The organism is Hymenobacter sp. M1-2, from assembly GCF_057808495.1.
The window spans coordinates 80,533-95,999 of the sequence record NZ_JBTYZO010000004.1; the positions used below are offsets into that span (position 1 = coordinate 80,533).

The 15,467-nt window shown below is 53.9% G+C and carries 10 protein-coding genes; 2 read left to right on the forward strand and 8 right to left on the reverse strand.

The window, feature by feature from the left end; translation table 11 throughout:
• Window positions 1-390: 390 nt before the first annotated feature.
• The 5 genes from ACYSMN_RS05520 to ACYSMN_RS05540 form a co-directional block, all read right to left on the reverse strand.
• Window positions 391-684 carry a hypothetical protein gene (locus ACYSMN_RS05520; protein WP_488922852.1) on the reverse strand — a complete coding sequence of 98 codons (294 nt, stop codon included), beginning with the start codon at window positions 682-684 and terminating at the stop codon, window positions 391-393.
• Between the two features lie 54 nt (window positions 685-738).
• Window positions 739-2,604: a M1 family metallopeptidase gene (locus tag ACYSMN_RS05525; RefSeq protein ID WP_488922853.1), complete on the reverse strand. Its 1,866-nt coding sequence runs from the start codon at window positions 2,602-2,604 to the stop codon at window positions 739-741.
• Window positions 2,605-3,017: 413 nt separating this feature from the next.
• Window positions 3,018-3,932: a metallophosphoesterase gene (locus ACYSMN_RS05530; protein ID WP_488922854.1), complete on the reverse strand. Its 915-nt coding sequence runs from the start codon at window positions 3,930-3,932 to the stop codon at window positions 3,018-3,020.
• Window positions 3,933-4,439: 507 nt separating this feature from the next.
• Window positions 4,440-5,546, reverse strand: coding sequence for a Smr/MutS family protein (locus ACYSMN_RS05535; RefSeq protein ID WP_488922855.1), 1,107 nt, complete (start codon window positions 5,544-5,546; stop codon window positions 4,440-4,442).
• Between the two features lie 323 nt (window positions 5,547-5,869).
• A complete protein-coding gene (locus ACYSMN_RS05540; RefSeq protein ID WP_488922856.1) occupies window positions 5,870-6,661 on the reverse strand; it encodes a DUF2279 domain-containing protein in 792 nt (263 codons plus the stop codon).
• A gap of 407 nt (window positions 6,662-7,068) precedes the next feature.
• Here ACYSMN_RS05540 and ACYSMN_RS05545 point away from each other — a divergent pair, with 407 nt between their 5' ends.
• Window positions 7,069-9,894, forward strand: a complete 2,826-nt coding sequence (locus ACYSMN_RS05545; protein ID WP_488922857.1) for an alpha-amylase family glycosyl hydrolase — start codon at window positions 7,069-7,071, stop codon at window positions 9,892-9,894.
• Window positions 9,895-10,016: 122 nt separating this feature from the next.
• Here ACYSMN_RS05545 and ACYSMN_RS05550 read toward each other — a convergent pair whose 3' ends face one another.
• The gene (locus tag ACYSMN_RS05550) at window positions 10,017-10,859 is read right to left on the reverse strand and encodes an N-acetylglucosamine kinase (protein ID WP_488922858.1); all 843 of its coding nucleotides are present in this window, start codon (window positions 10,857-10,859) and stop codon (window positions 10,017-10,019) included.
• Between the two features lie 460 nt (window positions 10,860-11,319).
• Here ACYSMN_RS05550 and ACYSMN_RS05555 point away from each other — a divergent pair, with 460 nt between their 5' ends.
• Entirely contained in the window at window positions 11,320-12,540 is a 1,221-nt protein-coding gene (locus ACYSMN_RS05555) for a T9SS type A sorting domain-containing protein (protein ID WP_488922859.1), read from the forward strand.
• 465 nt (window positions 12,541-13,005) lie between these two features.
• On the opposite strand, the gene ACYSMN_RS05560 is transcribed toward ACYSMN_RS05555, so the two are convergent.
• Both ACYSMN_RS05560 and ACYSMN_RS05565 read right to left on the reverse strand, forming a co-directional pair.
• Window positions 13,006-13,803, reverse strand: coding sequence for a SusE domain-containing protein (locus tag ACYSMN_RS05560; protein ID WP_488922860.1), 798 nt, complete (start codon window positions 13,801-13,803; stop codon window positions 13,006-13,008).
• A gap of 68 nt (window positions 13,804-13,871) precedes the next feature.
• The gene (locus ACYSMN_RS05565) at window positions 13,872-15,467 is read right to left on the reverse strand and encodes a RagB/SusD family nutrient uptake outer membrane protein (protein WP_488922861.1); all 1,596 of its coding nucleotides are present in this window, start codon (window positions 15,465-15,467) and stop codon (window positions 13,872-13,874) included.

Sequence of the window (15,467 nt, forward strand, 5' to 3'; positions counted from 1 at the left end):
GGCGCCAGCAATGGCGCCCTTTTTTAGTCACTCACCCAGTGGCCGTTGTGCTTGTGGTGGTAGGGAAAATGCACCTCTGTCTCTGCCGCGCCTTGCTAACTAAGGCGTCACCGCTCTATTCCTCTAGCAGCTTCAGCAACTCCTGCAACTCGCCAGGACGCAAGTCATCTTTCTCAGCTTTGTCGTAGATGGTGAGCAGCACAATTTCCTCATTCACTACAGCAACATAAGTAATTAGCCGTGCGCCACCGGATTTCCCTTTCCCTTTACTTTCAATAGCAAGGCGTAGCTTATAGCAGTTCATGCCAAGCAGAGTACCAGCCCTAGGATTATCGGGCATTAGGTTCATTAGCTGCCTCAGGTCCTGGGGTAAAGAGGCGTATTTTTTGGCTAGCTTCTTGACGCGGCGCTGAAATTCGTTGGATGGCCTAAATCTTGTAGCTCATCCAGAAATTCTTCGAGGGTAGGCAATGTGATTTCGCCGCGCTTATACTGATTGAGTTCCAGAATAGCTTCTCTCAAGCTGCTAGACAGAGAAAATACTTCTGCTGGCTCCTCCACTTGGTCTTTCGTTTCCAACATCAGCTTGGCGAGCTGCTGCCGCTCATCGGTGGAAAATTGAGTGCGCAGCAACTCGGCCAGTTGAGGAATCGTGAGCGGAATAGTCAGGTGCAGCGTATTCATAACCGGAAGATACAAGGTTTCACTTTTAACGCATAAGCAAGTGAAAAAGTGGCCTCACTTCCCTTCCCATACGTTATCCTTCACGAACTTATCCGGCACGTAGGTGCTGCCTAGCTCTACTTTGCGTACTGTCTTCCTGGTAGCTACAGGCACCGTGACGCTGGTATCTCCGGTTTGCCACACGGCTACGGTGCGGTGGATTTGCTCGGTTTTGCCGTCGGCAAATGTTACGGTCAGGTCCACGGGAACGGGTTTGGTGCCTTTTGCTTGCACTACGATGTCGTAGCCGGTGGCCGATTTATTGACGTTGGCAATGGCCAGGTCGGGGTAGCCGCCTTCGAAGAACCAGCGCTGCCAGAACCAGTTGAGGTTCTGGCCCGCACCGGTGTTCATGGAGTTGAAGAAGTCGTAGGGCATGGGGTGCTTGCCTTGCCAGTTGCGGATGTAGGTGTGCAGAGCCTTCGTGAACAGCTCCTCGCCCAACAAATCCTTGACGTAGAGGTAGCCCAGCGCCGGTTTAGGGTAGGAGTTGAGAAAGAAGGCGGTGCCGGTTTGCTGGGTGCTGAGCGTGGTAATGGGCACATCAAACTCCTGCGCCGAGCCGCGGGCGTAGGGCTCGATGCCGTATTCGTCCACAAAACCAGGCTGAATGATACCCGAGATAATCCACTCGCCGATGGTAGCCCAGCCTTCGTCCATCCAGCCGTACTTGGTTTCGTTGGTACCCATGTAGAACGGAAACATGGTGTGGAATACTTCGTGGTCGGTGAGGCTGATGGCGTCTTGGCGTGTGGCTACGGGGTTGTCGTTCACCATCATGGGGTATTCCATCTGGTCGAGGCCGTCGAATACGGTTTCGTGGGAGTAGGGGAAGGGCCACTTTGGAAACGTGTAGCTCATGGCTTCCACGGTGCGGCGGTTGAACTGTACTACCTCCTCGAAATCCTTGTGCTGCGGATTATACGCGGCATCGACGCGGGTGCGGCGCTTGGTGGCGGGGTCTACTACAAGGCTGCTGGCCTGCCACACGTAATGGTCGGTGGTGGCGAAAACGAAGTCCGTTACGTTTTTGGCTTCAAAGCGCCACGTGTTCTGGGCGTTGCTTGCCGTAATATCCCGGCGCTTGAGGTCGGCCTCGCTGATGATGGTGGTAATGGCGTCTTTCTGCTCAGCATCCTGTAGGCGCTTGGCGTACTTCTTAGTCAGTACCTGGTCGGCGTTGAGTAGGTCGCCGGTGGCCCACACCACGAAATTGCGCGGCACTGTGATAGCCGCCCGGAAGGTGCAAAAGTCGTTGTAGAACTCCTGGGAGCCATTATAGTCGAATAAATTCCAGCCATCGATGTCATCGTAGACGGCGATGCGGGGGAAGAAGTAGGCAATGAAGGCCGAGTTGGGTTCTACCTCGCCGGTACGCATGTGGGAGCCTTTATTGAGGATGTACGAGTACGTCACCCGAACCTTGATGGTACCGCCTGGCATGAGGGGCGCGGCAAGCCTGACGGGCATGTTGGTAGCCTGAATGCGGAGCTTTTTTACATCCTGCTCCTTGCCATTGAGGCTGAGACTCTCAATCTGCACGCCTTCCCCCACATCTTCGGGGCTGATAGGATTGACACGGGGCGCACCTTTCTGGTAGTAGTTGGGGTAAAGCTTGAACTGTAATTGCCGCAGCGAGTCGGGACTCTGGTTCTGGTAGGCGATATCGACGGTGCCCGCCACGCGGCGCGTAGTGGGGTCGAAGCTTACGTTGATGTCGTATTCGGCGGTGTTCTGCCAGTATTTAGGGCCGGGGGCGCCAGTCTCCGAGCGAGTATCTTTGGTGTAAGTAGACCGCAGGTTGAGCGGGATGGGCAGCTGCTGCGCCAAGCCAACGAATGTGGGCAGCAGCGTAGCAGCGAGGAAAGTGAAAAATTTCATGAAGCAAAGTAACGGCTTACTCCTCTAGGCTGCATGGAAGCGGTATGGGGTTGAGCCGAAGGGGGAAGCTGTAAGCCACAAGCTCCAAGCTGTATCCTGGCAGCACTTCCGCCCAGTGACGTATGAGGAAGCCCCGGAGGGGCGGTATATCGGTAGCCATCCGTTGATATAATGTTCCAGAGCCCCGGCGGGGCGACACATCCAAACCACCTCACTCGGTGTCGCCCCGCCGGGGCTTGTCTTCACTACCGCCGTTTTACTACCGATATACCGCCCCGCCGGGGCTTCCCTGTACAATTGGTGTGATAGCCAGAGGGAGAAATCAAAAGCCACACCGCGTTCCTTTCGCCTGACCATTTATACTGCCAACCATAGGAGCCTGCAACCACGCGGAGCTTTGGTCAAATCCCGAGCTACACGGTTACCAAGCCAGTTGGCGTCAGCTCCTGCTCCCCGTGCCAGCGGTAGGCTACCAAGTCTCCCTCTTTAGCTACACTATAGTCGAGGCAGACGGCGTGTGGGCTGAGCAGCTGGGGAGTGCCCCGAAGCCAATAGTGGCCGAAAAACACGGGAACGGCGTCCTGGTAATGCCAGATTTCAGTTAGCGCGTCCACATCTACCGGAAGGGCGTTCAAGGCCTCTACGGATTCCAGGTAGTAGTCGGCGTAGGTGCAGTTGGTGGGGTTTTGCCACCAACGGGTGCGCATTTTGGTGCGGACGTTGCCGTCTTTGTCATGGAACTGCACGCCGGTGGGGAGGTCCACTTCTTTGCCTTTAAGCGTGTCTTCTACGGCCAGGTACTCGGCGGTGCCGCGAGTGGCGCTACGGAGCAGAAAGTCTTCAGTGAGACGGGCATCAGGGAGACGCTGGCGCAGGAAGGCAATGTGGCGCGGGTCCCAGCAGGCGTGGACAACGCGCAGGCCGGGCAGCTCCAGAAACAGCGGCAGCGTCTTGAACCACCGGATATAGTCCTGCCATTCGGCCCAGCCTTCGCGGCTCGAAAACTCTTGCAAAGTGCGTAGGTGCTGGAAGATGTTGCGCGGAATATGTGGCCGCAAGTGGCCGCCGCGCGGGTGCTCTTCGTGGAAGCAGATGGCGTTGTACTCGTGGTTGCCCATCACGGCCAGGGCCGCCCCGCCGTCTACCATGCCCCGCACTAGTTGCAGCGTTTCTCGGATGCGCGGCCCCCGGTCCACGAAATCACCCACGAAAATAACCTGCCGCGTAGGGTGGCGGTACACGCCTTGCTGCTCCGTGTATTCCAATTTCGTGAGCAAGGCCCGCAGCTCCGGGGCATGGCCGTGAATGTCGCCGATAAGGTCGTACATGCTGATAATAAAGTGAGGAAGCAACCACATTGCCCTCCTTGGTCTAGCGGCTATTAGAACAAGGAGGACAGGACAAGTTAAAATGATTAGGATGTAAGGCGGCTATCGAAAGCCCCAGAGGGGCGGCATATCGGTAGTAACCCCGTAATCTATAATGTTCTAAAGCCCTAGCGGGGCGACACTTCTAGACTGCCTTACAGGGTGCCACCCCGCTGGGGCTTAATTTCTCACTATCCTTTTACTACCGATATGTCGCCCCTGCGGGGCTTTCGAGAAGCAGCTGTGCGGAAAAGCTAACAGAAACAAGCTCACCCCAAGTTGCGGCGTAGCCGCGTAGCGGCGGCAGGTTTGTAGCCTCGAGTCGGTTCGAGGTAGCGCCGCGTAGCGGCGCCAGGGACGCCAGACGATCTGGCACCGCTACGCGGCGCGGGGCATTTTAGGCTTGGGTTTCTACAAGCCTTAAGCCGCTATGCGGCTACTAAGCAACTGGAGTTAGCTAGGTGAAGCTTACTTCAGCCGGACCAGCGTAGCGCCATAACCGAACTTCTCCTTGCGGGAATCCTCGAAGAACTTGATGTCTTTGTTGCGGCTCAGCAGCTTGTGGATTTCTTTGCGGAGCGTGCCGCTGCCCGAGCCATGAATGAAGACGATTTCGTGCATGTTGGTGGCCAGGGCGCGGCTCAAGGCATCTTCAAAAGCTTCGAGCTGGAGCTTGAGAATAGCCGTGTTGGAAAGGTCTTGAGGTCCTTCCGGCTGTAGAGCTTCCAAGTGCAGGTCTACCTCATGCGGCGGGGGCACGATGGCCTTGGCGGGCTCCGGTATTGGGGCTACGGCGGCTGGCTTGGCGGGCGCGTTGCCGCTGAGCTGCGCTTGCAGGGTTTCGGCCAGCTTCGCGGGGGCAATGGGCGCGGCGGGCTTTTCGTCGAGCTGAAACAGGTAGGCGTCCTGCTTGAGCACGGGAGCTTCGCGGCGGCTGGTGTAGAAGCTGCTGGCTCGGAACTGGGTGCGCTTTGTAATCAATTCGTAGGCTGATGTGCCGTTCACTTGGTGGGGGAGCAGCTGCACTACTACGGCTGGCCACTGGTCGAAATCCTTGAGGTGCACGTGGGCCAGCGCCGCGCTTACGGCCTTCGGCCCCAGCTTATCCGACGACAAGCCCCGGTACTGCTCGCGCCTCTCCTCGCCGTAGGTATACAGCACGTCGGTATCGGTGTTGTTGATGAGGTGCACGGATAGCAGCTCCGGCGACTGGTGGCTCAGGGCTAGATAAAGGCCTTTGGGAGCGGGCTGGGGTACAGAGGCTTTGGGCGGGGTAGGCTGCTCGGCCCCGCTGCGGGCGGGAAACGTGGCAGCTTGCGCGGCGGCTGGCTGGGCTGCTTTCGCTGATTTGGCAGCCTTGGCCGCTTTGGCTACGTCGCGCGGTGCTACGGGGCCCTGGGAAGATATGCCGAAAGCTTTTTGCTCCTCGGCGGCTACCACTACCACTTCCCGGCGCAGCACCGGAATAGTGAAATCATTATCGATGGCAACTTCTACTAGTTCGTCGCTGAGTAGGCGGGTGATGATGCCTTGCTCGCGGCCAGTTAGCAGGCGTACTCGGTCTCCTACATTCATATCAGTCAGGCAATGGGTGCGAATTAAAACAAAGAGCAAAAATAGCCCAGAGTTCGGTGCTTTGCGCGAGGCGGTGATATTTTGCTTTCTGCGGAAGTCAAACCCATCCAACATCCCAAGCATGAAACTGTGTTTCGCCGTGCTCAGTAGCGCTTCAGCCTGAAGCCACAAGCTGTCTGCCAACTCACCGGTATCAGGTCGAAAAAGTCTGGGGTTGGTGATGAGCAGCTAAAGCGTGCCTTCCTAAAAATAGGTGCCCTTAGCTTGTCCGGCATAGAGAATGAATATCGCTCACTACTAGCTGCCACAGCAGAAAACATGCATCAGTAATACAGCCCATGCGCGACTAATCCGCGCCGCTTGTTCCACTCCAAAGCAGGAGCAGGCAGGTGAAAAATACTAGCCACGTAAAATACGCGCCGTAGCAGCTTGCTATGAGTTGGAATGCGGCGCAGGTCTATATCAAGACTTAGGTAATACTGGCGGTAGGAGCGTAGACCTGCGGCAGCGTTGGTGGCGGGGTCGTTGTACACCATTTCCTGCGCCCCGTAGCCCACGGCCGGTTGGAGCCAGCGGGGCCAGCGCGAAGCAGCTGGCAGCCAGGCGCCCACATCGGCGCAAAGCCAATAAGTCTGGCCGTTGTAGTCCTTGAGCGTTTGCTCGGCGAGGCTGCGGCCTAATATGTTGGGGCGCAGCTTAGCGTAGCGCGTCGTATGGAAGGAATATTTGGGCATAATGCGCACTTCGCCCCACGCTAGCTGCTGCCCAATAAGACCCGCTGAGCCCAAAAAATTCGCCGCTAAATCAGTTGCCGAAGCTCCGTAAGCCGGGTCACGGCCGTCGAGCAGCTCAATGGGACTTTGCAGCAAAAAGCCTACGAAGCCGCCGTACCAGATGGCACGCCGGTCGGGTACCCCGGCCCAGCGCAGCATATCCACGGCGCCGCGGCTCTCGTGAAACGCCCCCCAGAAATGCCCGGCTTTGTCTAGCTGTTTCCACTCTTGCAGATCGTTGAACCAGTGGAGCGGTACTCGTTCGCCAGTATACCAGCCCTTGCTAAGCAAGTACAGAGAGCCCGTGTACGTAACAGCCAGTCCGCCCGCCAGCAGCGGCAACCGACCACTTAAGCGGCTGCTATCAGCTGCCGCAAGTAATATAGATGCTGACGCGGGTTTTGAGTAGGCTGGATCGAAGGCATACGGCACGGCCGAAGTCAACGGGACCTGCGCTTCTGCTAGCAGTGGAAGAATTGTTGCTCCCGCTAGTACACCGCAGCGGCGTAGCCATAAGGCCGACCAAGAGAGCAAGCAAAAAAATAGCATTGGTGGCTGCGGCAGCGAAGTGAAGATTAAAAGGGGCTTAAAGCTACAATAAATGCACTTTACTGTTTGGCTGTATCCCTAGTGACAATGTATCTTTAATGCCCTCTTGCACTGATTGAGAGATAGATAATCTTATTATTGGTCAATAGGGCACTAGTACGCGCGTTTTCTTTTCCCCAAAATTCCCAATCTCACTCTTCATGAAAGCACTTCGACTGTTGCTCAGTCTTGTGGCGTTGCTAGCCGGAATGCCGGTTTTGCGGGCCCAGGTGGTCACGACCCAGCCGGTTTTTTTCCAAGATACCACGCCCATTACGCTCACCTACGATGCCTCCCAAGGCAATGGAGCATTAGCCGGTTTCACTGGCCCCGTATACATCTGGACCGGCGTTATCACCAACCTCAGCACGTCCCCTTCCGACTGGAAGTACGTGAAGAGTCCATCCTTTAGCCAAGCCGACCCGGCCGCGCAAATGACGCGCGATGCTACTAACCCCAACCTGTATCACATCAGCTTCACGCCGCGCACCTTCTACGGCGTACCAGCTAGTGAGCAAATGCTGCGCTTGGGCATGATCTTCAAGAATGCCGATGGCAGCATTGTGGGCCGCGGACCCAGTGGCGACATTTTCGTGGACATTCAGCAGGGAGCGGGCCTTGTAGTTCGTATCACGAACCCAGCTCCGCCAACCGGTGGCAACCCGCTGTTCGTCAACCTCAACGAGCAAATCGCCGTCAGTGCTACGGCTTCGGCCAGCACCACGATGTCGCTGTACCTGAACAACGCGCTAGTAACGCAGCAAGCCAATGTCACTACCCTCAGCGGCACCGTAACGGCAAGCCAGATGGGGCGCAATGTGGTGAAGATTGTAGCTAGCAGCGGCACCGACCAAGCCTCCGACTCACTGATTTTCCTGGTGCGTCCCACCGTGAACGTCGCCGCGCTACCTGCCGGCGCTAAAGACGGCGTGACTTACCTGAACGGGGGCACTTCTGTACTGCTGAACCTGACTGCGCCCAACAAGCAATTTGTGTACGCGCTTGGCGAATGGAACAACTGGCAGATAGAAAATGCCGGGCTCATGAATAAGACCCCGGACGGTAACCGCTGGTGGATTCAGATAAATGGACTCACGCCCGGCCAAGAGTATGCCTACCAATACCTTGTGGACGGCACGTTACGTATCGCTGACCCGTACACGGAAAAGGTACTCGACCCCAACAGCGACCGATTTATTCCGGCCGTTACCTACCCCAACTTGAAGCCCTATCCGACGGGCCGCACGACGGGCATTGTATCGGTGCTGCAAACCAACCAGACGCCCTACCAGTGGCAGACCACCAACTTCCAGAAGCCTAAGAAGACGGACTTGGTTATTTATGAACTGCTGGTGCGCGATTTCGTAGCTCGCCACGACTACGAAACCCTCCGCGACACACTCAATTACTTGCAGCGCCTCGGGGTAAATGCCATTGAACTGATGCCTTTCAATGAATTTGAGGGCAACGAAAGTTGGGGCTACAACCCTTCCTTTTACTTCGCTCCCGATAAGTATTACGGCACGAAGAATGAGCTGAAGCGCTTCATCGATGAGTGCCACCGCCGGGGCATTGCCGTTATCATGGATATGGTGCTCAACCATTCCTGCGGCCAGAGCCCCATGGTGCAGATGTACTTCGATGGTGTTGCTGGTAAGCCCACTGCTAACTCGCCCTGGTTCAATCAAGATGCTACGCACCCTTTCAACGTGTGCTACGACTTCAACCACGAGAGTGCTTTCACGCAATATTTCGTACAGAAAGTAAACGAACACTGGTTGCAGGAATATAAGATCGACGGTTACCGTTTCGACCTGAGCAAAGGCTTCACGCAGGTAAATTCTGGGGGCAATGTGGCTCAGTGGGGGCAGTATGACCAGTCGCGCATCAACATCTGGAACCGCATTTACGGCCAGCTTACTGCCATTGACCCCAACGTGTACTGCATTCTGGAGCACTTCGCCGACAATACGGAGGAGAAAGTGCTAGCCGACGCTGGCATGATGCTGTGGGGTAATTTGAATGGCGCATACAGCGAAGCTACTATGGGTTTCATCGGCTCTTCCAATTTCAGCGGTGGCTACTACGGCGCGCGCAACTGGAATAATCCGAACCTGGTAACCTACATGGAAAGCCACGACGAAGAGCGCCAGATGTATAAGAACCTCACCTTCGGCAATCAGCTGAATCCCGCTCACAACCCACGTGACTTGACCACTGCTTTGGCGCGCAGCGAAGCCGCCGCCGCCTTCTTCTTCACCGTGCCCGGCCCCAAAATGGTGTGGCAGTTCGGCGAAGTGGGCTACGATGTGAGCATCGATTTCAATGGACGGGTAGGCAATAAGCCAATTCGCTGGAATTACTATCAAGAGCCCGCCCGCCGTAAGCTCTACGACGTGTACCGCTACCTCATTACCCTGAAGAAGATAGACCCAGTGTTCGAAACAGGCACTTTCACGCAGCAGGTGGGAGGCGCTACGAAAACCATTCACCTCAGCAGCCCCCGCCTCAACGTAACCGTAATCGGCAATTTCGACGTGACGGCTCAAGACGTGAACCCCGAATTCCAGGGTACGGGCAAATGGTACAACTACCTCACCGGCGACAGTATCACGGTGACCAACGCTACGGCGCCTATTTCGCTGCAGCCCGGTGCATATGCCGTGTACACTTCGCGACTCATTAAAAAAGACAACGTACTCAGCACCCGTCCCCGTTCTACCGATGCTCTGCGTCTGACAGCCGCCCCCAACCCAACTAGCACTACCGCAACCCTGCGCTACGAGCTGACGAACACTTCGCCCGTTATCGTGACGGTGCAGAACGTATTAGGAGCTACCGTGCGCACTATCAAGGCTAGCACTAAGCAGCCAGCAGGAGCACATCAGATACAGATACCCGTGCAAGACCTTGCCAATGGGGTCTACATTGTGCGCCTCAGCACTGGCCAGCTCATGCAGACTACACGCGTGGTAGTACAGCACTAAACTGTCTAACTGACCATAAAAAGGGCCGCCTCCAATAGGAAGCGGCCCTTTTTTGTGGCAAACAAGAACGAAAGACGAGACAGATTTGCGAGTAACTAACTCACCTCAAGGGCGCTATCAGCCTATTTACTCTCGTGATAACTTACAAGGTCGTCGATAGGAGAGCGGATAATTTTACCGACTTCCATGCCGTGGTTACGGGCTACTTCGGCCAGGGCGTCGCGGAAGTTGTAAGCCACCGATCCTACGCAATTGAAACTGTAGTCCTGGTAATTAGGATAGTGCGCCACGATGTTATCGAAGAACGTTTCGAATCCTTGCAACACAATCTCGCGGCAGTAGCTGATGTTGTTGTGGTCGTAGGTGAACTTGCCGAAGCTGGCTAGAAAACGGTTAGGCAAAGGCTGGTTGTAGAGCCGATCCAGAATGTCTTCCCGGGTGAGCTTAAACTCGTTCCAAAAGATGTCCTGCAAACCATCGGGCAACAAACCGCGCAGGTAATCACGCAACAGCCGTTTGCCAATGAACGAGCCGCTACCCTCATCTCCCAGAAAGTAGCCTAGGGAGTCGACATTATGAATGATTTTCTGGCCGTCGTAGAGGCAAGAATTAGTGCCGGTACCGAGAATAGCTCCAAATCCCGGTTTGTCGCCGAGTAGGGCATGCGCCGCCGCCAACAAATCATGATCAACTTTGACTTCGGCGTTTGGAAAGATTTGGCGCATTGCCGTTGCTACCATCTCTGCTTTCTTCGCGTTCGACACGCCCGCTCCATAGTAATGGACCTTCGTTACCTCTGCACGGATTAGCCGTTCAGGCAAGTTCTTATCGAGTGAAGCCGCAATGGCCTCAGTCTTCATAAAGTCGGGGTTATACCCTTCAGTATTGAAGTAAACACGGTTGCCATTCTCGTCGAGTTGGCACCAGCTGCTCTTCGTCGAGCCACCGTCAGCAATAAGAATCATGTGAAAGAGAAGGTTGAGGCGAAATGCAGGCGTGCGGGTCGCCAGTTAGGAATGTGAGTAGGTACGAAAGTAAGGGAAGTACTCACTTTCACAATCAATCCTCGACCGTTCCGTTTTCGCGCGGGCCACGCCAACATGCCGGCTGCTAGTGAGAAGCGCGCACAGGCCTTCACACCAACAGGTAGCAGCCAACGGTTAGGAAGCACTCACGTTCCTATTTAAGTGCAAGCATGGCTTTTGAAGCTACTCGGCCCAATACAAGCCACAAAGCCGGATGGATTATTTTCCGAAAACGCGATGATAAGTTGATGAAACCTAGAGATAGGGAGTGTTTTGTTGCAGCCGCCAGTAGGAATTAAGATGTGGCAAGTTATATTTACTGCGTGCGAAAGGAAGCCATGTCACATACTTCCAAATCGCGACATCATTCATTTTTCACATTTCCCCACTTCTCTTTTTCATGAAAAAAATCTTTACTCTGGTTGCAGCTGGCGCACTGACGGCTGCTTCATTCACCGCCCAAGCCCAAGTCACTGTTGATGGACAGCTAACGGCTGCGGAAGTAAGCGCAACAGGCTACACTTTGGTTGGGCGTGACAATGGGCCTCGGGGCTTTTCGCCGTCTCCTACTAACGAGGCAGGGCTATTAGCACTTTATGCTGCTGCCGATGCTAATAACATTTACTTTTTCTTGGTTGCAACGTTGCAAAATGATGCCACTCCGGCAACAATTTCTAACTCATTGCAGTTGTTTGTCGCGCGTCCAGGAGTAGCTGGTGTTCCTGTGGGAACTAGATTGCCTAAGCCCGCAGGAGCTGTGGCCCCGGCTGTAAATACCTCCTTCCAAAACTTTGGCCCCTTCTTAGATCAGGCAGGTGACATGGCTGTGGGTATCAAAGGCACTACCGCCGCCGCACAATACCAAGTGGACGGAATAGTGTACACGGGGGGGGCAACTCCCGCTGCGAGTGCTGCTGTATTGAGCGGTACCACTGGCGTGGCTGCAACAGGCGCTGTTGCTTCTGTAGCTGGACAAACGGGAGCATTTACCGTTTTTAATGGAGCACAAGTCGCTTATCGGACGGCTGCTAATTTAAATGCCAATCCTGGATATGGCGTTGCTGGTGCTGGTGCTGTGCCAGCAATTGGCCTGGAAATTTCAGTAAGCCGTGCCTCTATCGGGCTGCCTACTACAGGAGGAGCGTTGCGAGTCTTTGCTTTACATAACAATCAGGATGGCGGGTTTGTATCTAGTGACTTCATTCCCCAGAACGCCGGGCCTTTGCCGGCTTCGTTTTCAAGCGCGCCTAATCTTGGAACTGATCCCGATTTCCGCCTTGTTCCTGGTACCCAATCTGCTACTGTTAACGTGGGTTCTGGAACCAGTGTAACTGTCCTCAATAACCGCCAGGCCGACGACGCGGCGTTAGCTTTGAGCGTATTCCCCAATCCTAGCGCCGCTGATGCAACCATCGCCTATCGCGTGCTCAACAAGCCCCAGAACGTCAGCATTCTGCTGACCGATTTACTAGGTCGTCCGATTCGCACGGTACAGAATGGGGTGCAGGCAGTAGGTGCCCGTACCGTAGAGCTGAGCCGGGGCAAGCTAGCCGCTGGTTCCTACCTAGTGAAAGTGCAGGTAGGCGAGCAAACATCTACCCGTCGCGTGGTATTGCTATAAGCACTGAGAATAAAATAAAAAAGGTGGTCAATTAATTGGCCACCTTTTTTTATGTAAAAGATTCTTCGGAAACGGTCCTTGTATCACTAGCTACAGAAGCCACTTACAAAGCCAACAGGTAGTTATAGCTTCACTTAGCACCCGTTCGTGGAGAATAGCTGCCTTTTGCCTCTCTCAGCAGTCTTATAATCGCCAATCTACTATTACTTGCCCAAGCTTCCTTCAAGGACAGACTCAGTGGTTGCAGACGGCACTTACGTCTCTATTTGTGGTTTTACTGAAAATGCCATGGATGACAGAGTTCTTATTCGAATTAAGCAGGAGGTTTTGAATACATTTTGGATTGAAATAGATGAATGAACAATATGTATTTACTGTGCGTGATTGCATACTGCCTGTTTGCTAAAAAAAGGTCTGCTCATCTAATTGAGCAGACCTTTTTTTAACTTTACGGAAAGTTCTGAATTACCTTCTTATTCTAAATACCGGATTTGGCATCGCATTTACATCCAGCGTAACTGTGTAGGTGCCAGCAGCAGGTGCAGCTATGTTTGGCGGATTAGGGGTAGGAGCAACATTGTAAACCAGTTTACGACCAGTGGTTGCCGGATCTCCGCTTCCTTCATCTCCTAGGTTAACTGCCCAGCTGTTGTTGGCACGAAATTTAAATTCGGCGGCGGTAAGAGGAAGAGTTACACTCCAAGTACGCGAACAGAAATCGTAAGTCATTGGCGTCTCCCGATCCCAGCCCCCTGGAGTCGCCGAGCCTATGATTGCCCACGAGTTCGCAGGCAGAGTTTGCGCTTGATATGGAGACGCCGTTATGTTGCTAACTGCTGAGTAAGCAGCTTCGGCTCTATCGCCAACAGAGGCTTTCACCCGCACATCCAGCCGAGTAGGCACGGCAGTAGTAATATTGCAGTCTAAACCATTGTACAGGTTATTCAACTCCCCGACTGTAAACATTTTAGTGAGGGCAGGCCCCACATTAATTTCTTGAACCGAAGCGAAATCAGTACCCTGTTTAGCAAATTGCAGGGTATAAGTTATACTTGCCTTGTAGCCAAAGTCAGCTGGAGTCCAAGTATAAGTTACTGCTTGGTCATTAGTAGCTGTGGGTGTGATGTTAGCTGTCGTGGCTGAAGCTGTTAATTGCGGTGACGCACTTAAATTAAGTACGGCTTTTGTTTCGTCTTTCTCGCAAGCCGAGAAAATGAACAGTAGCGAGCAAAACCCTGCTAGTTGAGTGAACCAGTTTTTCATGGAAGTAGAGAAGGAGGTGGGACAGAAATTTTGCTGGCCTAGCCTTAGAAAGCTAGGCCAGCAAATGACTAGTAGCCAGTGTTCTGCTTTAGGTTAGGGTTGGCAATAATGTCTGAAGAAGGAATGGGAAACAGATTTAAATTATCTGAAACACTGCGCCCTTCACGCACACCACCTTTCCAGGGCCAGATGTAGCTGCCACCCGCGAACTTGCCAAAGCGGATAAGATCTGTGCGGCGGTGGCATTCCATGTATAATTCGCGGGCACGCTCATCAAGAATAAAGTCCAAGGTGAGCTGTGTATCGGTAATTGGAGTGGCTTTGGCCCGCTGCCGAACTAGATTGACGTACTCCAAAGCCAATGGCCGACTACCGCTACCGCCACGCAGTACTGCTTCGGCATACATTAAGTGTACATCAGCTAAGCGGAACATAGGAAAGTCGGTGTCCGGATGATCTCCTGCTGGATCGGACCCTTTAACGCCTGTTGAGCTTACATTCCGATATTTCTGTAGCGCATAGCCATCAGTGAATTTAAAGATATCGGTGTTTGCCCGCTGGTGGCCAGTAGTCACAAAATTGCGTGCACGCTCATCAGTAGCGCCAGTTATATCCGGAAACTTATCGGCAAGCGAAGACTTAGCACGATACCCGGACCAACCACCATTAATGCCATAGCTAGCCGGGTCCATGGTATCGTTGTTCACACCAGCGTGCACCAGAAAGGTCATGCCACCGAAACTCTTCGTGCGCAAGCCATCAAAAGTGATGGGGAAGATAATTTCCGGCGACGTATTGTTATCTGTGCGAAACAAGTTGGTGTACACCGGCGTCAAGGAATAGCCAGCGTCGATTACTCGTTTGCTATACAGCGCAGCCTCGTTAGCTTTCGACTGCTGCGTATACACCTGAGCATTCAGATACAGCTTGGCCAAAAGAGTCCAGGCCGCTGCTTTGTCGGCCCGTCCGTATTCGTTTGCTCTGGCATCTGCCAGGTCTGCATCAATAGCTTTCAATTCAGACTCGATGTAGGCAAACAAATCCGCGCGATTGGTTTGCTTAGGCAAGTAGGAGCCCGTTATTACGTCCTGGTCAGTTACGAACGGAACGTTGCCAAACATGTCCAACGCATGGAAATAGCTCAACGCCCGCAGGAAGCGGGCCTCGGCTCTAAAGCGTTTAACCTCCTCAACGATTTCTGCCCCAGCACCCCGTGAGCTCAACTTAGCATCTGTTGTTTCGCGAATGAATTCGTTACAAACCGAAATCTGGTAGTACAGACGGTTGTACATGGCCCGAACAAACTCATTGCTCGAAGTCCAGGTCAACTTATTGTAGTCGGGGAGAGAACCATCGTTCCAGGCGATGATGGCTTCATCAGTTGTTAATTCCTGCGCCTTGAAATACTGACGCAAGTAGTTCGAGAAGCCTTCGTCAATACCCCGAATGTCGGGCGCGCCTGCGGGACCTTGCTGGCCGCTCACTGCCAACCCCGCGTACAGTTTAGCCAAGCCAAGCTTGTAATTAGCCGGATCGTTGTAGACGGTACTGGAAGTAGGATCAAAAAAAGGCTCCCTGTCGAGGTCATTGACACAGGAAGAAACGCCGAACGAGCTGGCTACTACCGCAAGGGCGACAAGGCTACGAAGAATGTTCTTTTTCAT